14 protein-coding genes are annotated in these 24,087 nt (G+C 67.9%); 10 read left to right on the top strand and 4 right to left on the bottom strand.

Features of this window, described 5'->3' with window-relative positions; translation table 11 throughout:
• The first annotated feature begins 24 nt into the window (after positions 1 to 24).
• Positions 25 to 1,062, top strand: coding sequence for a hypothetical protein (locus QHF84_RS44210; RefSeq protein WP_281319635.1), 1,038 nt, complete (start codon positions 25 to 27; stop codon positions 1,060 to 1,062).
• Positions 1,056 to 8,171: a MopE-related protein gene (locus tag QHF84_RS44215; protein WP_281319636.1), complete on the top strand. Its 7,116-nt coding sequence runs from the start codon at positions 1,056 to 1,058 to the stop codon at positions 8,169 to 8,171. The genes QHF84_RS44210 and QHF84_RS44215 overlap by 7 nt, the downstream gene beginning before the upstream one ends.
• A gap of 52 nt (positions 8,172 to 8,223) precedes the next feature.
• Here QHF84_RS44215 and QHF84_RS44220 read toward each other — a convergent pair whose 3' ends face one another.
• On the bottom strand, positions 8,224 to 9,246 hold the full coding sequence (locus tag QHF84_RS44220; protein WP_281319637.1) for a hypothetical protein: 1,023 nt from the start codon (positions 9,244 to 9,246) through the stop codon (positions 8,224 to 8,226).
• Positions 9,247 to 9,354: 108 nt separating this feature from the next.
• On the opposite strand from QHF84_RS44220, the gene QHF84_RS44225 reads away from it, so the two are divergent.
• From QHF84_RS44225 to QHF84_RS44235, 3 genes are read left to right on the top strand one after another with little or no spacing between them, the layout of a single operon-like run.
• Complete coding sequence (locus QHF84_RS44225; RefSeq protein WP_281319638.1) at positions 9,355 to 10,899, top strand: methyltransferase regulatory domain-containing protein; 1,545 nt, start codon at positions 9,355 to 9,357, stop codon at positions 10,897 to 10,899.
• A gap of 41 nt (positions 10,900 to 10,940) precedes the next feature.
• Complete coding sequence (locus QHF84_RS44230) at positions 10,941 to 16,046, top strand: pesticin C-terminus-like muramidase (RefSeq protein WP_281319639.1); 5,106 nt, start codon at positions 10,941 to 10,943, stop codon at positions 16,044 to 16,046.
• A gap of 4 nt (positions 16,047 to 16,050) precedes the next feature.
• Complete coding sequence (locus QHF84_RS44235) at positions 16,051 to 16,833, top strand: hypothetical protein (RefSeq protein WP_281319640.1); 783 nt, start codon at positions 16,051 to 16,053, stop codon at positions 16,831 to 16,833.
• Positions 16,834 to 16,840: 7 nt separating this feature from the next.
• Here QHF84_RS44235 and QHF84_RS44240 read toward each other — a convergent pair whose 3' ends face one another.
• Positions 16,841 to 17,683, bottom strand: a complete 843-nt coding sequence (locus QHF84_RS44240) for a hypothetical protein (protein ID WP_281319641.1) — start codon at positions 17,681 to 17,683, stop codon at positions 16,841 to 16,843.
• A 117-nt stretch (positions 17,684 to 17,800) separates the two neighbouring features.
• Here QHF84_RS44240 and tssI point away from each other — a divergent pair, with 117 nt between their 5' ends.
• The 3 genes from tssI to QHF84_RS44255 are packed head-to-tail and all read left to right on the top strand — an operon-like array spanning position 17,801 to position 20,956.
• Positions 17,801 to 19,801: a type VI secretion system tip protein VgrG gene (gene tssI, locus QHF84_RS44245; protein ID WP_281319642.1), complete on the top strand. Its 2,001-nt coding sequence runs from the start codon at positions 17,801 to 17,803 to the stop codon at positions 19,799 to 19,801.
• 10 nt (positions 19,802 to 19,811) lie between these two features.
• The gene (locus QHF84_RS44250; protein WP_281319643.1) at positions 19,812 to 20,564 is read left to right on the top strand and encodes a toxin-antitoxin system YwqK family antitoxin; all 753 of its coding nucleotides are present in this window, start codon (positions 19,812 to 19,814) and stop codon (positions 20,562 to 20,564) included.
• Between the two features lie 2 nt (positions 20,565 to 20,566).
• Positions 20,567 to 20,956, top strand: a complete 390-nt coding sequence (locus QHF84_RS44255) for a DUF4280 domain-containing protein (RefSeq protein WP_153822638.1) — start codon at positions 20,567 to 20,569, stop codon at positions 20,954 to 20,956.
• Between the two features lie 37 nt (positions 20,957 to 20,993).
• Here QHF84_RS44255 and QHF84_RS44260 read toward each other — a convergent pair whose 3' ends face one another.
• Complete coding sequence (locus tag QHF84_RS44260) at positions 20,994 to 21,902, bottom strand: AraC family transcriptional regulator (protein WP_281319644.1); 909 nt, start codon at positions 21,900 to 21,902, stop codon at positions 20,994 to 20,996.
• Positions 21,903 to 22,011: 109 nt separating this feature from the next.
• Here QHF84_RS44260 and QHF84_RS44265 point away from each other — a divergent pair, with 109 nt between their 5' ends.
• Both QHF84_RS44265 and QHF84_RS44270 read left to right on the top strand, forming a co-directional pair.
• On the top strand, positions 22,012 to 22,899 hold the full coding sequence (locus QHF84_RS44265; RefSeq protein WP_281319645.1) for an SDR family oxidoreductase: 888 nt from the start codon (positions 22,012 to 22,014) through the stop codon (positions 22,897 to 22,899).
• 255 nt (positions 22,900 to 23,154) lie between these two features.
• Complete coding sequence (locus QHF84_RS44270) at positions 23,155 to 23,757, top strand: hypothetical protein (RefSeq protein ID WP_281319646.1); 603 nt, start codon at positions 23,155 to 23,157, stop codon at positions 23,755 to 23,757.
• 90 nt (positions 23,758 to 23,847) lie between these two features.
• Here QHF84_RS44270 and QHF84_RS44275 read toward each other — a convergent pair.
• A partial coding sequence (locus QHF84_RS44275) for a hypothetical protein (RefSeq protein ID WP_281319647.1) occupies positions 23,848 to 24,087 on the bottom strand: 240 nt, incomplete at its 5' end.

The raw sequence follows: 24,087 nt of genomic DNA on the forward strand, positions 1-24,087 counted from the left end.
GATCGCCCTGTAACATCCCACACGATGCGGTGTATATTGTGGTTTCTCGCAGGTCTTGCGGTGTTTCACGCCGGGACCGGACGAGCATGGGCGCAGGACACGGGCGCGGACGCGCCTGCTTCGCCGAAAAACGCGTCCGACAAAGCGCAGGAAGATCTCGACGCAGGTCGCTACGCCGAGGCGTGCAAGGCGCTGAAGCAGATGTACCGCGAGGATCCGCGCCCCACGACCCTCTACCGCATCGCGCAGTGTTACGACAAGTGGGGGCGCATCGCCACGGCCGCGGTGCACTACGACGACTACCTCGCCACGTTCGGCCAGCTCTCCGACACCGAACAGAAGGCAGAACGCGACAACGAAGAGGCCGCCTCCGCGCGACGCGAGGCCCTCGAAAAACGTATCCCCAAGGTCGTGCTCAAGGTTCCGCGCGACGCACCCGGCACGACACGCGTGCTGCGCAAACCGCTCGAAGACGGCCCGCTCGTGCAGGTCGCGATCGGCGTGCCGCTGCTCATCGATCCGGGCGAGCACGTGCTCACGACGGAGATCCCGGGCCGCGTCTCGATGTTCACGAAGTTCACCTTGCGCGAGGGGGAGAACCGCATCGTCGACGTGAACATCCCGCCCGAGGGCAAGAGCAACGGGGACCCCACGAAGACGGCCAAACCCCTGCAGCCCGTGCCTTCGCTCATGCCCTCGCTCGATCCCGGGATCTCGGGGCGGCGCGTCGCGGCGTACACGCTCGGCGGCATCGGCGCGGTGGGCATTCTCGGCGGGGTCGTGACGGGCGTCATCACGTGGGCCCAGAAGGAGCCGATCGAGCAGAATTGTCGCGGCAAGATCTGCAACGCGACGGGCCAGGGGGCGAAGGACACGGCCGCCATCACGGGCATGATCAGCACCGTGCTTTTCCCCGTCGGCCTCGCGGCGCTGGGCACCGGCGTCGTCCTTTATTTCACCGAGCCGCCGCCCTCGAAGTTCGGGAGCGCGGAGCCGAAGGTCAGAGTGGGAGCGACCATGGGCCCGAGCGCGGGCACCGTGGAGGTTGATGTCCAATGGTGAATCGCAAGCACTTGGCTTACTGGCTCTTGCTCCTGGTCGGCCTCTCGGCCGTCTCGAGCTGTACGAACATCCTCGGGATCGAGACGGATTACATCGACAATCCGTGCGCGAGCGGCCAGTCGCTCGAGCCCCTCGAGTGCGGCGAGGGCGCGTGCCGCGTCTTCGTGGACGCCTGCGACGCGGACGGGCTGCCCGTCACCCAGTGCGCTCCCGGCAATCCGCAGCCGGCCGATACCTGCGGCGACGCCCTCGACAACGACTGCGACGGCTCCGTCGACGAGGACGACAGCGGCGATTGCAAGTGCATCGCCGAGGGCGAAGGCGCGGCCACCCAGAAGGTGTGTTACACCGGCGCGCCCTCGACCCGCAACAAGGGCCTCTGCCACGACGGCCTCCAGAACTGCGTGAACAGCACGTGGGGGCAATGCCAGAACGACGTCTTGCCGGCCATCGAGAAGCCCGACGGCTACGACAACGACTGCGACGGCGAGGTCGACGAGGGCCTGCCCTGCGAGGAGGGCGAGCAGCAATACTGTTATGGCGGCCCCGTCGCGGATCCGACGAAGCCCCTGCCCCAGCCCTGCAAGGGCGGCACGCAGACCTGCCTCGGCGGCCAGTGGGGCAAGTGCATCAACCAGGTGCTGCCGGTCATCGAGATCTGCGACAACGTCGACAACGATTGCGACGGCAACACGGACGACCTCGGCGAGGTCGGCAGCCCCTGCTCCTGCGCCACGGGCCAGAAGCAGCCGTGTTACTTCGACGACGCGGGCAACGAGATCGACTGCCCGCCCGACCTCAAGGGCATCTGCGCCTGCGGCACGCGCACGTGCACGAACGGCCAGTTCGGCACCTGCAAGGACGCGGTCCTGCCCGCGCCGCAGGACGTGTGCGACGGCCAGAACGACGACGATTGCAACGGCATCATCGACAACGTCGGCTCGCCGGGCAGCCCCTGCTTGTGCGTGAACGGGACCGAGCAGGACTGCTACGACGGCCCGCCCGGCACGGCGGGGCAAGGCACCTGCATCCCCGGCAAGCAGGCCTGCGTGAACGGCCAGTTCAAGACCTGCACGGGCCAGAAGATCCCCACCGTCGAGATCTGCAACGGCCTCGACGACGATTGCAACGGCCAGAAGGACGACGGCGTCAGCGGCGTCGGCGAGGTCTGCTTCCTGCCGCAATACGCCGGCACGCCCTGCCACGCCGGCACGAAGAAGTGCGAGATCGGCGACACCACGCCGAAGTGCGTGCCGAACGTCCAGCCGAACACGCTCGCCGAGGACTGCGACGGCACCGACGACGATTGCAACGGCGTCACGGACGACGGCCAGTTCTGCTGCACGAACAACAACGACAACTCGCAGAACGGCAACGAGACCGACATCAACTGCGGCGGTAGCTGCGCCGAGAAATGCGCCGACGGCAAGAAGTGCAAGGTCGGCATCGACTGCGAGAGCGGCAACTGCGTCGGCTCGATCTGCATCTCGCCGACCTGCAACGACGGCTTCAAGAACGGCTTCGAGGCGGACAAGGACTGCGGCGTCGTCTGCCCGACGAAGTGCAAAGTCGGCGATAGCTGCGGGACGAACTCCGACTGCGTCACCGACCTCTGCAACCAGGCCACGAAGATCTGCACGCAGAAGGAGCTCGGCGAGAGCTGCGGCAAGACGGCCGAGTGCGCGAGCGGCTACTGCGTCGACGGCGTCTGCTGCAACGAGGCCTGCAACGGCGCCTGCCAGGCGTGCACGAACGCCTTGAAGGGCGGCGGCGCGAACGGCTTCTGCGGCTCCGTCTCCGACAACACCGACCCCGACAACGACTGCGCGACGAACCTGCCGGCGACCTGCAAGTCCACGGGCGTCTGCATCGGCGGCTCCTGCGCGAACTACCCGGCCGGCACGACGTGCGAGCCCGCGAGCTGCAGCGGCCCGGCGACCGAGAACCAGGCCGACATCTGCGACGGCAACGGCGCCTGCCTCGAGAAGGTCGAGAAGGACTGCACGCCGTACGCCTGCGTCGGCAGCGCTTGCAAGACGGCCTGCGTGGCCGACGGCGAGTGCGCGACGGGGTATTACTGCAATGCGCCGCAGTGCCAGCTCAAGAGGACGAACGGCCAGAGCTGCGCGCTCGCCTCGCAATGCCAGAGCGGCAACTGCGTCGACGGCGTCTGCTGCAACGACGCCTGCGGCGGCACCTGCCTCGCGTGCAACGTCTCGGGCAGCCTCGGCACCTGCACGACGATCGCGACGAACCAGGACCCGGCGAACGAGTGCCCGAACGGCTCCTGCGACGGCCTCGGCCAGTGCCAGAAGATCATCGGCAGCTCGTGCACCGTGAACGCGCAATGCGCCAGCGGCAACTGCGTCGACGGCGTCTGCTGCAACACGAGCTGCCTCGGCACCTGCCTCGCCTGCGACCTCGCGGGCACCCTCGGCACCTGCTCGCCGATCCCGGCGAACGGCGACCCGGCGAACGAGTGCCCGAACGGCGCCTGCGCCGGCAACGGCACCTGCCAGGGCACGGTCAGCACGCCGTGCACCATGCCGAGCCAGTGCGCGAACAACATCTGCGTCGACGGCTTCTGCTGCGACACGCCCTGCTCGGGCCTCTGCGAGGCTTGCTCGGCCGCGCTGAAGGGCTCGGGCGTCGACGGCGTCTGCGGCCCGATCGGCTCGAACCTCGATCCGAGCAACGAGTGCGCCGCCGGCGAATGCAACGGCGCCAAGGCGTGCGAGGCGCCGGACGGCACGGCGTGCATGACCGGCGCGCAATGCCAGAGCGGCCATTGCGTGGACGGCGTCTGCTGCAACACCGATTGCAGCGGCACCTGCCGCGCGTGCAACGTGCCGAACAGCGTCGGCACCTGCGCGAACGTGCCCTTGAACCAGGACCCGGCGAACGAATGCAACCCGGGCGCCTGCGACGGGCTCGGCGCCTGCCAGATCATCACGGGCAATCCCTGCAGCTCGAACGCGCAGTGCTCGACGGGCTTCTGCGTGGACGGCGTCTGCTGCAACTCGGCCTGCACGGGCACCTGCCAGGCTTGCTCGTCGGCGCTGAAGGGCGGCGGGAACAACGGTGAATGTGGTCCCATCGCGGCCGCCACCGACCCGCAGAACGAGTGCGTGCAGGAGCCCGCGGCGACCTGCGGCAACACCGGCTTCTGCAGCGGCCAGGGCACCTGCTCGCTCTACGCGAACGGCACGACCTGCGCCGTCGCCTCCTGCTCCGGCCAGAGCACGAAGGCGAACCCCGATACCTGCAACGGCGTCGGGCAATGCATCGACGGCGGCACGCAGAGCTGCAACGCCTACGCTTGCAACGGCGGCAATTGCAACCTGACCTGCACGTCCGACACCGACTGCGCGACGGGCAACTTCTGCAAGGGCATGGCGTGCGAGCCGAAGAAGGCGAACGGCCTCATGTGCTCGTCCGCGAACGAGTGCACGTCGGGCAACTGCGTCGACGGCGTCTGCTGCTCCAGCGCCTGCACCGACGAATGCAAGAGCTGCGCGCTGCCGAGCAGCCTCGGCGTCTGCGCGAACATCCCGAGCGGCATGCCCGACACGCAGCCCGCCTGCAGCGGCATCCAGGTCTGCAACGGCTCGGGCAAGTGCGTCGACGCGAACGGCCAGCCGTGCGCCACGAACGCGGAGTGCTTCAGCACCTTCTGCGTCGACGGGTTCTGCTGCAACACCGCCTGCACGGGCCTCTGCTCGGCTTGCAGCGCGGCGAAGAGCAGCGGCGCGAACGGCACCTGCTCGCCCATCACGAGTGGCCTCGACCCCGACAACGAGTGCTCGGGCGCCGCGGCTTGTAATGGCATGGGCGCCTGCGGCCTGCTCGGCGACGGGTCGGCTTGCTCGATGGGCAACGAGTGCCAGTCCGGCTTCTGCGTCGACAACGTCTGCTGCAACAGCGCCTGCGGCGGCACGTGCAAGGCGTGCTCCGCGGCGAAGACGAACGGCGTGAACGGCGTCTGCGCGAACGTCGCGACGAACAGCGACCCCGACAACGAGTGCGCCGCCGAGTGCAACGCGTTCGGTGATTGCGAGGAGCCGAACGGGTCGGCCTGCGCCGCGAACGGCGAATGCCAGAGCGGCATCTGCGTGGACGGCGTCTGCTGCAACTCGGCGTGCAACGGCGATTGCCAGACGTGCAACAAGGCCGGCTCCGTCGGCACCTGCGCGGCGGTCGTCGCGGGCCAGCAGGACACCTGCGGCGCGGGCGCGACCTGCGACGCGACTGGCGTCTGCAAGAAGGTGAACGGCACGGGCTGCACGTTGAACGCCGAATGCCTCACGGGCTTCTGCGTGGACAACGTCTGCTGCGAGAACGCCTGCTCCGGCACGTGCAAGACGTGCAACCTCGGCGCGTCGCCGGGCATCTGCAGCAACGTCCCGACGAACACCGACCCGGCCAACGAGTGCAACGGCGCGGACGTGTGCAACGGCAGCGGCGCCTGCGTGAAGGTCAACGGCTCGTCCTGCGGCGGCAACGGCGAATGCCTGAGCGGCTTCTGCACCGACGGCTACTGCTGCGAGAGCACCTGCTCGGGCACGTGCAAGGCGTGCAACGTGGCGGGCTCGCTGGGCATGTGCGCGAACGTTCCGTTCGGGGTCGACCCGGCGAACGAGTGCGCGGGCGCGGCGGTCTGCGACGGCGCGGGCGGCTGCAAGAAGGGCCTCGGCGACGCCTGCGCGATGAATACGGATTGCGCGAGCAACTTCTGCGTGGACGGCGTCTGCTGCAACGCTGCGTGCGACGCGACCTGCGTCGCCTGCAGCGCGGCCCTGACGAACGGCACGGACGGCACGTGCGCTCCGGTCAAGGCGAACGCCGAGACCGCCAACGAATGCCCGACCGGCGAGTGCAACGGCGCGGGTGCATGCGAGGTCGCGAACGGCACGGTCTGCACGCTCGATTCGCAATGCGCGAGCAGCCACTGCGTCGACGGCGTCTGCTGCGACACCGCCTGCAGCGGGACGTGCTTCGCCTGCACCGCGGCCCTGACGAACGGCACGGATGGCACGTGCGCTCCGGTCAAGGCGAACGCCGAGACCGGCAACGAGTGCCCGAACGGCGAGTGCAACGGCGCCGGCGCGTGCGAGGTCGGTCTCGGCACCTCGTGCACGCTCGACGCGCAATGCGCGAGCGGCTTCTGCGCCGACGGCGTCTGCTGCAACAGCGCTTGCACCGGCACGTGCTTGGCCTGCACCGCGGCCCTGACGAACGGCACGGACGGCACTTGTGCTCCGGTCAAGGCGGGGTCCGAGACCGGCAACGAATGCCCGACGGGCGCGTGCAACGGCGCGGGCGCTTGCCAGGTCGCCCTCGGCGCTTCGTGCTCGCAGAACGCGGAATGCGCGAGCGGCTCCTGCGCAGACAACGTCTGCTGCAATGCCGCGTGCACCGGGCTCTGCGTCGCCTGCACCGCGATCTTGACGGGCGGCATGGACGGCTCGTGTGATCCGGTCAAGGCGAACCTCGAGACCGGCAACGAGTGCGCGATCGGCGAGTGCAACGGCGCCGGCGCGTGCGAGGCGGATCTCGGCGCCTCGTGCTCGCTCGACGCGCAATGCGCGAGCGGCTTCTGCGCGGACGGCGTCTGCTGCAACGGCGCGTGCGGCGGCGGTTGCGAGTCGTGCAACCAGGGCGGCATGCTCGGGCTGTGCGTCCCGCACTCCGCGGACACGGACCCCGAGAACACGTGCACCACGGAGTGCAACGGCGCGGGCGTCTGCGAGGTGGCGGACGGCGAGGCGTGCGACACCGACGCGGATTGCTCGAGCGGCTTCTGCAATCCGAGCACGATGCTGTGCGCGGCGCCGGACTGCTCGGACACGTTCGCGAACGGGGACGAGACCGACATCGATTGCGGCGGTACGTGCCCGACCGCCTGCGACCCGGGCGAGAACTGCATCATGCCGCTCGATTGCACGAGCAAGGTCTGCACGAACAATACGTGCGCAGCCCCGACGTGCACGGACGGCGTGATGAATGGCGACGAGACCGGGATCGATTGCGGCAACCTGACGTGCGGCAGTTGCTTCCTGATCCTCGTCGCCGGCACGAACAACGCCGACCCGTACGTCGGCACGTTCGACGCGTCGGCCTCGTCGCCGTCGTGGACGACCGCGTCGCAGAGCGGCCCGCGGATGACCACGGCGCCGGGCGCGGCGATGAACGGCTCCGGCAACGGCCTCGTCGTCCTGCGCGACTCGGGCAACTCGGGCGAATACAAGTTCGCCCGGTGGAACGGGAGCACGTGGACGACCATTGCGGACGTCGACGGCAACACGAGCTCCGCGAACGCAATCGACGGATCTCCCGTCGCCGCGGGCGTCCCCGGGCTGAACGCGTTCGTCACGGCCTATCGCCAGGGCATCGTCCTCCAGTCGCGGCAACACAACGCCACGCTGGGGACCTGGGCCGGCGGCGTGAACATCCTGACGCTCCTCAACTCGGACGCGAAGGTCCAGCCCGACCTCACGTTCCGGGGCGCGAACCCGTATGCGGTGTACATCGACAACACGACGCCCCAGCTCTTCTATTCGGAGAACTCGGGAGGCTGGGGCTCGAAGACCTCGCTCGACACGACGGCGGTCCTCGGCGCCGCGCCGCCCGAGGTCGTGACGATGTCGACGGGCGCGGTGCTCGCCGTGTTCTTCAAGAACACGCCGGTCACGAACGCGCTCCACTCGCGAATCAGCACGGTCGCGGGGAGCTGGAGCACCGCCAACGGCTCGGTGACGGTGAACACCGGCGGCTCCACGGCCTACCGGCCCTCACTCGTCGCCCTGCCGAACAACAAGGCTGCGCTCGTGTGGCGCGACGGCGCGTCGAACAACGTGCTCCTGAGCATCTACGACGGCGCGACGAACACCTGGTCCGGCACGGCGATCAACATCTCCGGCGCGGCCATCGACGGCGCTCCCTCCGTGGCACGCGGTCGGGGCGGCAAGCTCGTTGAGGTGCTCTACACCTTGAACGCCAACCCGAAGCAGCTCACGCACGCCCGGTACGACGGGACCAGCGTCTCGACGAGCGCGGTCACCGGCGTCCAGGGCCGCGAGCAGATCGCCATCGCCGCCCCGCCGCTCTGACCCTCCGCGCACGCGGGGCGCCCGCCCGGGCGCCCCGCCCCTCCCCGCCCGCCTACCGCTTCCCCGTCGCCTGCGCCTTCTTCTTCGCGAGCTCCGCCTCCTCGACGAGGCAGCGGTGCGGCTTCGCCCCCGAGCTCCCCTCCCCGCAGATCAGGCAGAAAAACGCGGTGATCGGCTCGGGCGGCGGCGGCTTCTTGGCTGTCTGCCGGGACGGCGGCGCGGGGAGCGGTCTTCCCTCGGCGGCGGCGGCGGCCGCGGCGGCGGCCTCGGCGGCCTTCTTGCGGCGCTCGAGCTCGTCCCGGAGCGCGCGCACCTCCGCGGCGAAGGCGTCTTTCTGGATCGACAGCGACTCGACGTCCTGCTCGGCTTGCCGATGGGCGCGCGTCAGCTCCTCGATGCGGCGCATCGCGGCGGAGAGGTCCCCTCCCCGGTCGTCGGTCGTGCTCCGGGCGTCGGAAAGCTCACGTTCACGCGCCGAAAGGGCCTCCCTCGCGTCGGAAAGCTCGCGGTCGAGCGCCTCGGCTCGTTCCCTCGCGTCGGAAAGCTCGCGGTCGAGCGCCTCGGCTCGTTCCCTCGCGTCGGAAAGCTCGCGGTCACGCGCCTCGGCTCGTTCCCTCGCGTCGGAAAGCTCGCGGTCACGCGCCTCGGCTCGTTCCCTCGCGTCGGAAAGCTCGCGGTCGAGCGCCCCGGCTCGTTCCCTCGCGTCGGAAAGCTCGCGGTCGAGCGCCCCGGCTCGTTCCCTCGCGTCGGAAAGCTCGCGGTCGCGTGCCTGGGCGTCTTCCCGGAGGGAGGAAAGCTCGCGGTCACGGTTCTGGAGGTCTTCCCGTGCCGCGGAGAGCTCTCGCGCCCGCTTTTCCGCGTCCGCCCGCGCCTCCGCCTCCGCTTCCGCCGCCGCTTCCGCTTCCGCCTCCGGCAGAGCCCGCTTCACCTCAGCCGCCGCTTTCGCCAGCGCCCGCGCCTCCTCCCGCGCGGCCCCAAGCTCCCGCGCGAGCGCGCCTCGGGATCGCAGAAGCACCACGACCACGAGCGCGAGCCCCGCGACGACGGCGACCAGAATCAACGAGAGCCCATCCATACGCGCGACCGGCGAGCGCGCAGCATGCGGCCTACCGGCCCTTCAAGGCAAACACTTGCGCCCGCTCCTCGATCCCGCCAAGGTGGCCGGCCCTTCCGGAGGACGCGCTTGGCCGAGGCGAACGAGGATTATTTCTACGAGGCCCTGCCCTTCGCCGAGACGCACCCCGACCACCTCGGCGCGATCGGCGTCCTCTTTGGCCTCCGGCCCGCCTCGCCTGCTCGATGCCGCGTCCTCGAGATCGGCACCGCCACCGGCGGCAACGTCCTGCCCATGGCCGCCGCCTTCCCCGAGAGCCGCTTCGTCGCCCTCGACCGCGCCGAGGACTCGCTCGCCGTCGCGCGAAAACACGCCGAGGGCGCCCGGCTCGAAAACCTCGCCCTCCACCTCGCCGACATCCGCGAATTCGAGGACGAGCCCGCGTCCTTCGATTACATCGTCTGCCACGGCGTCTACTCGTGGGTCCCCGAGGACGCGCGCAAAGCCATTCGACGCGTCGTCCGGCGCCACCTCGCGCCCCACGGCCTCGCCTACATCAGCTTCAATACCCTCCCCGGCTGGCACATGCGCGGCGCGATCCGCGACATGCTCCGGCGTGAAGTGGGTACCGACGGATCGGCTGCCGAGCGCGTGGCGAAGGCGCGCGCATTTCTCGGGTTCCTCGGCACCGAGGCCGCGGGCTCCGATCCCAGCCGCGCCTGGCTCGCGGGCGAGCTTCAGACCCTCGCCGAGCTCTCGGACCATTACCTGCTCGGCGAGCACCTCGTCGAGAACAACCACGCCGAATATTTCTCCGATTTCGCCCGCGACATGGAAAGCGCGGGGCTCGCGTTCGTCACCGACGCCCACGTGCCGCTCGTTTTTCCCGAGCGCCTCGGGCCCGCCGCCGCGGAGGCCGTCTGGGCGCGGGCGGGCAGCCGCGACCCGATCGCGATCCAGCAATCGCTCGACCTCCTCGAGCTCCGCTGTTTTCGCCGCGCCATCCTCTGCCGCGACGACGCCCCGCTCTCGCCACGTGTCACGGCCGATCGAATCGTCTCGCTCGTGCTCGCCTCACCACTCGCGCCCGGGGCCACGGCGCCGGACCTCACGGAGGGCGTGGAGGAGACGTTCGTCGGGCCGGGCGGGGCGATCGCCACGGATCAAGCGACGCTCAAGGCCGCGCTCGTCACGCTCGCCGAGCACGCGCCGGGCGGGCTCGCGTTCGATACGCTCGCCTGGCAGACCGGCGAGAAGCTCGGGCTCGCGGCGTTCGAGGGCGAAGCGCGGGCGCGGCTCGCGCGAAACCTCCTCGGGCTCTACACGAAGGGCGCGATCCGGCTCTGGGCGTCCCCGAAACCCGTGGCCCGGGTGCCGGCCGAACGCCCGCGCGCCTTCCCGTTCGCGCGTTATCAGGCGAGCGTCGGCAGCCCGTTTTGCACCACGCTCCTGCACGAGGGCGTGCAGGTCGACACGTTCGATCGGGCGATCCTCGCGCGCATGGATGGGACGCGTGACGCCGCGGCGCTCACGGAGGCGGCGCTCGAAGACGCGCGTCGCGGCGTGGTGTCGGTGGAGATGAACGGCGCGCCTTGCGTCGAGCCCGAGGTGTTCGCCGAGATCACCGAGCAGAAGCTCCTGCGCTTCGCGCGGATGGGCTTTTTGATGGAGTGATCCGCGGCCCCGACGTGTATCATCCCACGTCCGGTGGCATCATGAGCGGCACCCATAAGTTCCCCTCTTTTTCCGAGCTCACGTTCGCCGTCGAGGGGGGCAACAGCAGCGATGTCCTGAAGGTGCATTGGCCCGAGTCGGACGCGTCCGGCGTGACGCTCGGGGCCGGCTACGACATGGGCAACCGGTCCAAGGCCGAGGTGAAGGCCGACCTCGTCGCCGCGGGCGTGCCTGCGGCGGACGCGGAGAAGCTCAGCGCCGGCGCGGGGAAAAAGGGCAACGACGCCAAGAATTGGGTCGCGGCGAACGTCGGCACCCTCCCGAAGATCACGAAGGACGTCGCGAAGACGCTCTACGAGAAGATCTATCCGACGTACGTCGACAAGGCGAAGACGAGGGTCGCGGACAACGGCGGCGATTGGTCGAAGTATCCGACGGTGATGAAAGAGGTCCTCGTCGACCTCGCGTATCGCGGCGACCTCAGCACGAAGCACCCGCGCCTCATCGCGTGCATCAAGGAAAACGATTACGCGGACTTCTGCGCGCTCATCCACGACCTCGACTACTGGCAGGACAATACCAACCTCAAGAAGCAGAAGCCGAAGAACGCGGACGGCACGTACACGGCGAACCAGCGCGGCGGGTACAACTGGCGCATCATCGACCGCTCGGATTTCCTGAAGAAGCACGCCGACGACGATGACGACGAGCCGGCGAACGACGAGCCGCATCCCGACATCGTCTACCGCGAGCCGACGCAAGAGTTCGACCTCGCCACGATGTCGGACGACATGCTCTACGATCACCTGCGCGACGCGTGGAAGCGGGCGCAGAAGCGGTTCGGCAACGAGGGGAAGGCCGAGTACGATTTCCAGGACGAGAACGGCCGCGTGAACGTCCTGTCCGCGCGCGGCTTCGATCACGCGAAGAGGAAGCCGGTCCCGAGCACGAACACGAAGTACGACGATTGCATGTTCCTCGTCTACAAGACGAAGGAAGGGACGAAGAAGGTCTCGCTTTATCAGTGCACGACGGAGTGGACGATCGCGGGCAGCTCGTCGGTGCTCCTGCTCGGGCAGCACAAATATGCGCTCGGCAATCACGGCATCTCGCGGTACGCGACCCACGTCAGCCTGAAGGACGTCAAGAAGCGGCAGGACCTGAGCAAGAAGAACTACCGCGCGCTCCGCCCGAACCCCACCGTGCGGACGACGCTCGTCACGGACGAGAACAAGGTCGGGCAGGTCGGCGAGACCTCGGACAAGGCCTACGACGCGGGCGACATCAACATCCATTACGGCGGCGACACCGGCCTCGTGCCCGCGGACCGCAGCGGCGCGTGGTCCGCGGGCTGCCAGGTGATCGCGGGGATCGACAAGTACCTCGAGTTCATCAAGATCGTCGAGTCGGACGCCTCGATCAAGGGCACGATCAACAACGAGCTCTCGGACAAACCGTCGAAGGACGGCACGCGCTCGCTCATTTACACGCTCGTCGAGGGGGACTTCCTCGCGCCGTCGAGCACGAGCGCCGGCATCGTCTTCCCGATCGTCGGCAAGGACGCCGAGGCGCATTATTCGCTGAACGAGGGCGGCGAGGGCGGGTTCTTCCCGATCGGGGCCAACAATTTCTGGCACGGCGGTATCCACCTCGACGCGAGCGGCGACGCGGTCCAGGCCATCGCCGACGGCGACGTGGTCGCCTATCGCATCAACAAGAAGGCGCTCGAGGTGAAGCTCCTCGATGAGACGATGCGGTATTCGAACGGCTTCGTGCTCGTGCGGCACGAGCGATACACGCCGAAGGGCGCGAAGCTCGAGCTCTTCTCGCTCGCCGTGCATCTCCTGCCTTTCGAGGAGTACGGCGACGCGCAGAAAAAAAACCCGCCCGCGATGTTCAAGAAGCACGTGTTCACGATCGCCACCAGCGAGGACGCGGGCGGGCTCAACGTGCGCAAGGCGGGCAAGGGGACCGATGTCCTCCGGGTCGCGAAGCTCGGCGAGCAGATCACGTTCAAGAACCCGAACGCCGTCGCGCCCGGAGGCAAGCTCGTCGATGGATGGTACGAGCTCGCGGGGGGCGGCACGGTGTACGTACGCACCGGGGACAAACCCAGCGTCAAGTACGAGTTCAAGCTCGAACCCGAGAAGCTCGATCAGGTCGTCAATTGCAAGATCCCGGTCGCGGCGGGCACGGTCCTCGGGTATCCCGGCGTGTTCTTCACGCGGCCTTCGACGGTGCATTTCGAGGTGCTGACCGGCGACGCGGGGTTCATGAAGAACCCCAAGGGCGACCAGGGCGGCAAGGGGCTCCTCAAGATCGCGGCCGGCACGAAGCTGAAGACGCGCAAGACCACGACGCCGCCCGAGGTGAAGGTGGACATGCCGGTGGGCTCGCGGCTGCGCCTCGTCGAACAACCGCCCGGCGATCTGCGCAAGGTGGCGTGCGCCGAGATCGTGGGCTGGACGAAGCGCAGCAACCTCGGGCCGTATGACAAAGCGACCCAGTCGTACGCGCTGGAAGCGCCGCTGACGACGCTCACGACCCAGCCGGGCGGGGGCGCGACGATCACGATCGACGCGAAGAAGGGCGACAAACTCTACTACGTCGCGGAGAAGGGCGACACCGATCGCCAGGTGCGCTTCACGCTGCCGAAGGCGGAGCAGGACAAACGCACGGGCTGGGCGAAGCGCGACGCGCTCGGCGATTGGAACGGGACGACGTCGCGGTACACGTTGAAGGCGGCGCTCGCGGTCCTGTACAAGGACAAACCCGACGGCGCGTTCACGTTCGAGGACGGCGCGGGGACGGCCGCGGAGGACATCTTCACGGACGCCTTGCCCGCGACCGATGCGCGGGTCTGCAAGGACAAGCAAGGCAAGACCTGGCAAGAGGTGGAGTGCGGCGGCAGCAAAGGCTGGGTCGAGATCGACAAGGACGCGAAGCTCCTCTCGCCGTACGACTGGCCGCGCTGGCAACAAATCGAGGATCCAGCAGGGTTCAGCCAGGATGGGCTCTGTGACGCCAAGGGGCTGCTCGCGCTCGTCGACGCGAACAAAGACGGGAAGGTGACGGCGGAGGAGATCAAGGCGGCCGTGAAAGACCCCGCCGTCGCGCAGAAGCTACGTCGCCTCGCGTGCCTGCACCCGACGGAGTGGGCCGGCGAGATACCAGGGCTCGATCGTTTGTCGGGTCCGCCCTGGAACCTCGACGGCGCGTCGCTCACGGCGACGCGCGACTACATCAAGAAGCTCGGCTTCTGGGGGGACGCATCGAGCGCCGGTTTGCCCGCGAAGGACAAAGTCTGGCACCTGCATCCGATCGGCTTGATCGAGCACTGGCGCATGCTCTCGCTCCTGCAAGCGCCGCCGGCGGAGAACCAGCCGGCCGACGACGATCCGCCCGACGACGAGAAGCCCGACGAGAAGCCGAAGCAGCAGGGGACCGTGACCCCGCAAACGGCGTACAGCGAGCTCGTCCTCCTCTGCAAGGACGATATCGACGGCCGGCAGCGCGCCGTGAAGAACCAGTACCGCCTGGAGGTGGTCGGCGACGACACGGTGACCGTGATGCACCGGGACAGCGCGACGCCATCGCCGGGTGCGCTCGTCGTCACGTGCCGCGGCGAGAACACGTCGGTGAAGGCCGCGCCGAAGAGTGACGGCTACACGCACTACGAGTTCGATGCTCCGTTCAAGGGTGCCGCGCTCACGAACGTCCTCGAGGGCACGTTCTGGAAGAATTTGACCCAGGAGACGGTGTACGAGGTCAAGGGTCTCTCGAAGCCGATCACCGTGGCCAGCTATCGGCCGAACGAGTGGAAGCTCTCCATCAAGCTTCCCCCGATGCGCGGCTACAAGGCGGGCGCGAAGCTCGAGACCCAGACCCAGGTGGTCGTCGGCCCCAAGGGCGTCGCCGTCGCGCAGAAAAAGACGGCGACGCTCGAGAAGGAAGTCAGCGGCTGGAAGAACACGACGACCCAGAAGCAGAAGGCGACCCAGACGACCGCGGTGGCGGTGACCGCCTCGCAGATGATCGCCGCGCAGCAGCTCGCCGCGAAGAGCAGCACCAAGACGAAACCGACGGAGCGGGACCCCATCGAGCTGACCTGCGACGGCGTCACCCTCAAGAGCGAGATCGTCAAGAAGGCGAAAGAGATCCTCTCGATCGTCAAGGTGGCCAAACAGGCGCTGCAGATCATCGCGACCATTCAAGACCGCGTGCCCAAGGTGGGATGGTACGCCGAGGTCAACGTCCAGCTCTTCCAGGGCTCGTTCGAGCTCGAATGGGGGATGAAGGAGTACACCGATTACCGGACGTATCTCTGGATCAAGGGGAACATCGAGCTCGTCCTCTTCGCGATCTCCCTCGAGGTCGGCGTGGGAATCGAGTGCGGCTTCAAGGCGCAGGTCTTCGCGAAGATCGACGGCGAGCTGAAGATCGGCCTGAGCGCGGAGCGAATCAAGCCTGGGGCGGCGATGGCGCTCGAGGTCCCGCTGAAATTGACCATCACGGGGGCCGTGGGGGCACGCTTCGAGGCGGGCAACTGGGTCCAAGTCGAGGGCACGTTCGAGACGGCGCTGGAGATCACCGGCACGTTCGAGCTGCACATGGAGAAGGGCGCCTCGATCGCGGGATCGATGGAATGGACGGGGCTCAAAGGGAAGATCAACGCCTCGGTGGGCGAGGGCGGCTCGCTCGGCTCCTACGAATCCGAGCAGTCGCTCGTCGACGGGCAGGATCTCGGGAGCTTCAAGTGGCCGGACAAACCTTACGAGCCGCCCGTCGCCAGCCGGAGCGCCATCAAGTCGATCCTGAAAGACAAGATGACCGAAGGCTGGGACGTGCGGGTCGTCACGCCGTCCGGCCAGATGTTCGTCCCCGACAAGGAGTGGACGGCCGACGAGATCGCGGAGAAGCTCACGGCGAAGATCGACAGCCGGAGCGACATCCTGCGCGATACGCGATCGATCGAGGGGCTCGCGCACGACATCCGGCAACGGCTCGACGTGCTCGGCAAGAGGGACTGGTCGCGGGACTGGGTCGAAGACAAAGCCTTCCTGAACTTCGTCAACAAGGAGCTCGATGTGATCATCACGGGCAGTTATATCGACCCGTGCAAGGAGCTCCTGGACAGGTGCACATAGGACCATGCCGGGCAAGCCCATCTTCCACCTGAACCTCACGCTGCGCGCCTGCCTCGCGCGGATCACGCTGAACGGCTTTCAGCTTTTGGCCGTGGACGCGCGCGCGCCGATCAGCGTGGCGCCGCCGATCAATCAGCTCCTCGTCGGCAAGGGGAACGTGCTCGAAATCCAGGCGCTGCCGACGATCACGCGCGAGGGGATGAGCTCGCCGCTCGACATCGACATCACGGGCTCGGTGTCGGCGTATCAGAAAGGGGACATCGTGGCGCCGGACGCGGGCGGGGAGATCGTGCTGCCGATCGACCTGCGAACGGCGCTCGCCGGCGCGGTCCCTTCGATCCCCCTGCTCATGAAGCTCGAATTCGACAACGAGGGGCCGGCATTCCCGGAGCTCTTCCGGGAGGCGGAGATCATCGAGGATCCGGAGCCGCTGCTCGCCTACGCGACGCACCTTCGGGATCTGTTCGCCGCGGCGGACGTGGCCGGGCTCGTGAAGGAGTTCGCGCCGAAGCTCCGCGATTACGGGGCCGCGTACGACCAGACGGAGGCCCGCATGCGCGACGAATTCGTGGGCTTCGTGCAGAACAACCTGCTCCCGGGGCCGATGGATCTCGCGTTCGACGAGGCGGAGATCCTGCCGGTGTCGATGTGTGAAGGTCGAATCTGGGAGCTCGTACGCAAGCCGAAGCGCCCGCTGCTCTCGACGCTCCCGAACAAGGCCGGCGGGCGATTCAAGATCCCGGTCTACGTCGCGCGTGAGGGCGGCGCCCTCCGGGTCGTGCGCTGACCACGCTTCAGAGCGAGAAGATCCAGCGGTTTGGCTTCTCTTCCGGCGGCGCGGGCGCCGGCGCCTTCGGGGCCTCTTCCGGGGACGCTTCGTTCTTCGCCGACATGTCGCCGGTGGGGTTGTCGAAGCGGCGGCTCGTGTCGACGCGCGAAAGCGGCAGCATCAAATCGATGAGGCCCTTCGCCGCCGGACGTGGACCGGCCGCGATTTCGGCCGCCGCAGCGACGTACGCGTCCTTGACCTGCGGGCTCGGGACGAGGACCTGGCCCTGCGGATGGAGCTGCAAGCCGAGGCCGAGATCGACCTTCGTGTTCGCGAGCTTGACGCCGCTGCCCTCGTCGATCGCGAGCTGCACGAGCGCCTGCGCGAGCGTCGAGGGGCGCTTCTGGAGGCCGAATGCGTTGAAGAGCAGATCGCCGAGCTTCGCGACGAGCTTCAGCGTGGAGTCGATGACCTGATCGGACTCGACACGCGCGAGGACCGGATACTCGGGCGGCACCTCGGGCGCGGGGCGCAGGTCGCCGGCCTCGTTCTTCGGGCCGGTCAGGGGCGTCGCGTCCGCGCCCTCGACCATGAAGCCTTCGAGCTCGATGCCGATGTCGAGCGGGCGCACGTGGACGAGCGTGAGCGAGCCGCGCAGGTAACGATCGGCGAGCTGCTCGATCACGAGCTCGTCGCGCAGGTTGTGGATCGCGGTGCGATGCAGCTCCTCGGCGAGGATGCGCCGCAGCTCCAACATGCCGCGGCGATCGACGGCGACGCTGCGCAAAAAGGCGAGGATCCCGTGCCTGTCGAGGCGCTTTTGCCTCCCGAACTGGAAGAGGCCATGGCCCGTTCGGAAGAACGTCATCGGCAGGTCTCTCCCGGCAAGTGTGCCACAGTCGTTCGATCTTCGATGAGTGTGCGCCAGAGATCAAGCCTCTTGCCGAAAACCCGAGAAGCCCGGTACGCTCTCGCCTGAAGATCCATGCCTTATCCGCAGGGCACCCTCGGCATCGCCATCTCGACGCCCTTCGGCGCGGACGCGGTGCTGCTCGTCGATCTGCACGGCGAAGAGCGGATCTCGGGGCTCTTCCGCTTCGAGCTCGAGCTGCTTTCGCCCGAGAAGGCGCTCGACTTCAAGGCGATCGTCGGCAAGGGCGTGACCTTGACGATCCGGGGCATGGCCAAGGAGAAGCCGCGCTTCATCCACGGGATCTGCACGCGGTTCGTCCAGGCGGGGCGCGTCGGCAAGCAGACGCGCTACCGCGCCGAGCTACACCCGTGGTTATGGATGCTCGGCAAGACCAGCGATTGCCGGATCTTCCAGGAGAAGAGCGTCCCCGAGATCATGAAGGCGCTCTTCCAGGAGCTCGGCTTCTCGTCGGGTGAACACTTCAAGGATTCGCTGAAGGGATCCTACGCGCCGCGCCCCTACTGCGTGCAGTACCAGGAGACCGCGCTCGATTTCGTGTCGCGGCTCATGGAGGACGAGGGGATCCATTATTATTTCAAGCACGAGGACGGCAAGCACGTGATGGTGCTCTCGGACGACAGCGCGTCCGCCACGCCGTGCCCGAACCTCGACAAGGCGCGGTTCGTCGAGCAGTTCTCCACGTCGGTGGACGAGGACGCGGTCGTCGAGTGCACGCTCGAAGAGGAGATCGTCGCGGGGAAGTACGCGGCGACGGATTACAACTTCGAGATGCCGAGCACGTCGCTGCTCGCGGAGGTCTCTGGCGAATCGGGCAAGCTCGAGCTCTTCGAGTACCCGGGCGGGCACATCGAGAAGAGCCCGGGCGACGCGCGCGCGAAGCTCCGCATCGAGGCCGAGGAGGCGCGGGCCGTGCGTTTGTCGGGCACGTCCAATTGTCGCGCCTTCACGGCGGGCCACGCGTTCAAGCTCGACGAGCACGATCGGGACGACGCGAACACCGACTGGGTCCTCGCGTCGATCGTGCACCGCGCGAGCCAGGAGGGGTACACGAATACCTTCGAGGCGTTCCCGAAGAAGACCTCGTACCGCCCGCCGCGCATCACGCCGAAGCCCGCGATCCCCGGCACGCAGACGGCCGTCGTCGTGGGCAAGAGCGGCGAGGAGCAGTGGACGGACGAATACGGGCGCATCAAGGTCCAGTTCCACTGGGATCGCAAGGGCGCGAAGGACGACAAGAGCTCGTGCTTCGTGCGCGTCGTGCAGGCGTGGGCGGGCAAGAGCTGGGGCGCGTGGTTCTTGCCGCGCATCGGGCAAGAGGTCGTCGTGAGCTTCATCGACGGCGACCCGGATCGGCCGCTCGTGACGGGCTCGGTCTACAACGCGGAGCAGACGGTGCCGTACGGGCTGCCGGGCGCGCAGACGAAGAGCACGATCCTGAGCCGATCGTCGAAGGAGGGCGAGGCGGGGAACGAATTGCGCTTCGACGACAAGAAGGACAGCGAGGAGTTTTACGCGCACGCCCAGAAGGACATGCTCTTCGAGGTGGAGAACGACTGGACGATCAAGGTCCTCCACGATTACGTGAAGAACGTCAAGAACGAGCGGAAGGTGACGATCGAGGAGGGCGACGAGACGCTCACGGTCACCAAGGGCAACCGCACGATCAAGGTCGACAAGGGCGACGAGACGCACAGCGTGAAGGGCAAACGCACGCTGGAGGTCACCAAGGACGAGGCGCACACGAACAAGGCGAACCTCGATTACAAGGTGACGAAGAACTACACGATCAAGGTCGACGGCGACCTCGTGATCGAGGCAAAGAGCGTCACGATCAAGGCCAAGCAGGCCTTCACGATGAAGGCGGGCACGGATTTCAAGGCCGAGTCCGGGACGGCGATGGACCTGAAGGCCGGCACCGATTTCAAGGCCAAGGGCGGGACGAACATGACGCTCGAAGGCGCGATCGCGCTGAAGGCGAAGGGCGGCGCGCAGGCCGCGGTGGAAGGCGGCGGCATGCTGACCTTGAAGGGCGGCATGGTGAAGATCAACTAGCGAGGGTCCGATGCCGACCGACCACGAAGAGCGCGACGAGAACGGCAAGCTGATCTCCCGGTTCCAGATGGAAGACGGCGCGCTGCACGGCGAGTTCGTGCAGTACGGGGAGACCGAGAAGCAGATCGCGCACCGGGCGTTTTACCAGAAGGGCAAGCTGCACGGTTTGTCGATCACGTACGACCCGGAGGGGCGCGAGGTCGAGCGTTCGTCCTTCGAGAACGGCGTCTTGCACGGCGAGACGAAGCTCCACGACGAGAACGGCAAGATCTCGCAGATCGTCACGTTCCTGAAGGGCGAGCAGCACGGGCCGACGCGGCTCTACGACGACGGCCGGCTGCGCACCTTGATCCATTTCGAGAAGGGCAAGCAGAACGGCCCGTTTCTTTCGTTCGACGAGCAAGGAAACGAGGTCGTCCGCTCGTTCTACAAGAACGGCAAGCTCGAAGGCGAGTCGCTTTTCCTCGACGGCAAGGGCAACACGCTGCGCAAAGCGAACTACAAGGCGGACAAACTGCACGGGGAGGTCGTCGAGTACTTCCCGAACGGCGAAGTCCGCGAGCGCTCGACCTACGACAACGGCAAAAAGCAGGGCGACGCGTTCAGCTACGACGTGCAGGGCAAGCTGAAGTCGAAGGCGACGTACAAGGACGGCGAGAAGCGCATCGAGGTCGAGTACGACGACAAGGGCATTCCGAAGTCGAAGGAGGAGAAAAAAGAGTCCTTCTTCGACAAGGTCGTGAACAAGCTCGCGGGAGGCTGACGATGGGCCAGCACGTATGCATGGGCGCGATGATGCAATGCAGCTTCGGCGTGGCGCCGAGCTCGCTCACGGTGCTCCCCGCGAACCGGACGATGACCGCGCCGGGGCCGCTGGCGAACATCATGGACGGCAAGCCCATGCTGAACGTGCTGCCGTTCGGGATGTGTCAGAGCCTGGCAAACCCGACGGTGGCCGCGGCGACGGCGGCGGCGATGGGCGTGCTCACGCCGATGCCGTGCATTCCGAACACGCCGGCGCCGTGGATCGTCGGTGCACCAACGGTGTTATTGGCGAACATGCCCGCGCTGAACAACAGCTCGAAGCTGATGTGCATGTGGGGCGGGGTGATTCAGATCTCGTTCCCCGGGCAGGTCACGGTTCAGGTGCCGTGATCGCGGCATCCGGCGTCACCGGCGAGACGCGATCGGACTAGATATCCTGGACGACCGTGGCCGTCTGCTTCAGCGCGCGGGTGTCGCGCAGCGGCGCGTCGCCGAACATACGCGAATACTCGCGGCTGAACTGCGAGGCGCTCGTGTAGCCGACGCGGAACGCCGAGACCTCGGCGCCCGCGCCCTCTTCGACCATCAGGCGGCGCGCCTCGAGCAGGCGCAGGCGCTTCTGGTACTGCAGCGGGCTCATCGCGGTGGCCTCCTTGAACCGCTTGAAGAACGCCGCCCGGCTCATCCCTGCGGTGCGCGCGAGCGCGGCGATATCGACGTCCTCGGCGAGTGATGCCTGCAAGTGATGGACCGCCTCGGCGATGCGGTGCGCCTGGCTGCCCGCGCGCACGAGCTGGCGGATCGCCGGGCCGTCGGGGCCTTTCAGCAGGTGAAAGATCAGCTCCTTCCTCACGAGCGGCGCGAGCACGGTCGCATCGTCGGGCGTCGCGAACAGCGCGCCCAGCCGGAGCGCGGCGTCGAGCATGCGGTCGCTCGCCTTGCCGATGAAGATCGCGCGCCCCGGGTGCTCGACGTCGTCCGGCCGCGCGCGGTCGAGCTGCGCCGCGACCTCGCGCACCGCGACCGCATCGAAGTCCATCTTCAGGCCCAACAACGGCCGCGCCGGCGACACGCCCGCGACCCGGCTCGTCACGGGCAGGTCGATCGGGCTGACGATGTAGTGCGGTTCGCGCTCGCGATAGACCTGCCCCTCGAGCAGGATCTCCTTCGTGCCCTGCACGGCGATGCAGAACGACGCACGCCAGTGCCGCTTCGCGCGTTGCTGCGGGCGCGAGACTTTGATGCAAGAAATTCCGGGTATGGGCGAGGCGTGCACGCCGTCGCTGGGGCACCACCACGCAATGAGGTCCTTCAACGGGTCGCGCCCGGGGATCACGGCGGAAGCCTAGCCCCGCGTAGACGATCGGGCAAGAACTGGAGACGGCCGTGTATTTCGCGAGCGCCGCGGCGGTGCCATCGTGGATCGCGAACCAAGGAGGTTTCCCATGCGTGTCTTCCTCACGGGAGCCAGCGGCTTCATCGGCTCCGCCATCGTCCCCGAGCTCGTCCGCGCCGGCCACCGCGTGCTCGGTCTCGCGCGCTCGGATGCGTCCGCCGAGAGGCTCGTCGCCGCCGGCGTCGACGTGCACCGCGGCTCGCTCACGGATCTCGATAGCCTGCGCCGCGGCGCCGCCGCCTGCGACGGGGTGATCCACTGCGCGTTCTCTCATGACGACTTCAACGACTACGCCGGGAACTGCGAGAAGGACCGCGGCGCGATCGAGGCGCTCGGCAGCGCGCTCGTCGGTTCCGATCGCCCACTCGTCATCGCCTCCGGCCTCGCGCGCTTCACGCGGGGCCACGTCGCCACCGAGGACGAGACGCCCGATACGTCGACCGGCGGCCTGCGGACCGCCTCCGAGCGGCTCGCCTTCTCGTTCGCGAGCCGCGGCGTGCGCGTGTCCTCGCTGCGGCTGCCGCCGTCGGTTCACGGGGATGGCGACCACGGGTTCGTCCCGATGCTGATCGAGATCGCGCGCAAGACCGGGCGCTCGGGGTACGTCGGAGATGGCGAAAACAGGTGGCCCGCGGTGCATCGGATCGACGCCGCGCGGCTGTTCGTCCTCGCGCTCGAGAAGGCACCGGCCGGCGCGCGGCTCCACGCGGTCGGCGACGAAGGTATCCCGACCCGCGACATCGCCGGCGTGATCGGTCGCAAGCTCGGCCTGCCTGTCGAGTCGGTCCCCGCACAGCACTTCGGCTGGCTCGGCGCGTTCTTCGCGCTCGACACCCCTGCGTCGAGCGCGCTCACGCAGGAGCGGTTCGGCTGGAAGCCCGAGCAGGCGGGCCTGCTCGCCGACCTCGAGCACGGCACGTACTTCGCGCGCGCGTAGCTACCGGTTTTACCCGTACGCGCGGAGCGCCCGCGGCCCGACATTTCACGCCGATGACCGCGAGCGGACAACCCAGCGCAGCGGTCGCGCGCCGTCTACCTCTACCGTGTCTGAGGCCACGCTCCTCCGGCGTCCCCGCCTACATCTGGCGCCGGCCGACGAAATTCGGGGGGGCATGCAGAATGTCTGCGACGAACGGATCCCCCGAGCATCTTCGGTACGGCGCCACGGATGGATGGCGCTCAGGAGGTCTTGATGGTCCGCTCTTCGTCGCTTGTTTTTGGTGTGCTCGTGTCGACGCTCCTCGTTGCGTTCGTGGCCTGTGGGGGGGAGGGCGACGCTGACTCCGGGCCCACCGGCGGCACGGATCCCCAGCAGGGTTTCACGTCGTGCGGCAGTTTCCCCGACATGGTCGCGAAGTCGTGTCAGCCGGGCCAATATTGCGCGGACGCGGCGCTCTCCGATTGCAAGGCCGGGTGCCTCTCGAACGTGAACTGCGCCTCGGACCAGACGTGCCAAAAGGCGGAGGGGGAGACCACGGGGGCGTGCCAGAACAACGCGACCACCACGTCGAGCTCGAGCGCGAGCTCGAGCGGCGGAGGCGGGGGCAATAACCTGGCGAGGTGTCAAGACGCCTGCAAGAAGATGCTACAATGCGGGCTCCTGGACGCCGCGGACGGCGCCCAGTGCACGAGTGAATGTAGCCAGGCTTCGGACGTGGAGCAAAAGACCATCGCGGATTGCGTCGAGCCGTGGACGTGCAACTCGCCGATCCCTGGGTGTCTCGATCCGATCGTGTGCGGGCCGAGTTATCCCTGCCCCGCCGGTCAGGATTGCCTCGCCCATACCTGCCTGTGAACCTCGAATGAAGCGATCGGGCTGACGCGCTCGCGAAGGCAGACGCGAGCGCGCGGCGCCGACGACGACGGTCAGCCCCTGTTCGACGCTCTAGGTATTCGGTTTGCCGCTGCCGGGCCATTTGGTGCCGGGCGTCGCGGGGGCGCCGGGCGTGGGTTTGGCGCCGGCGGGTACCACGGGCGCGGCGGGGGCCACGGGCGCGGGTTTGGCGCCGGCAGGTACCACGGGCGCGGCGGGCTTGGCGGCGGGGGCCGCTGGAGGTGCGACGGCGGGCGCGGCCGGCGGCTTCGGCGCGGGCGCGAAGGGGGCCACGTCCGTCGGGGCCGCGGG

It is taken from the genome of Polyangium sp. y55x31 (assembly GCF_029946505.1).
Classification (GTDB): Bacteria; Myxococcota_A; Polyangia; order Polyangiales; family Polyangiaceae; genus Polyangium.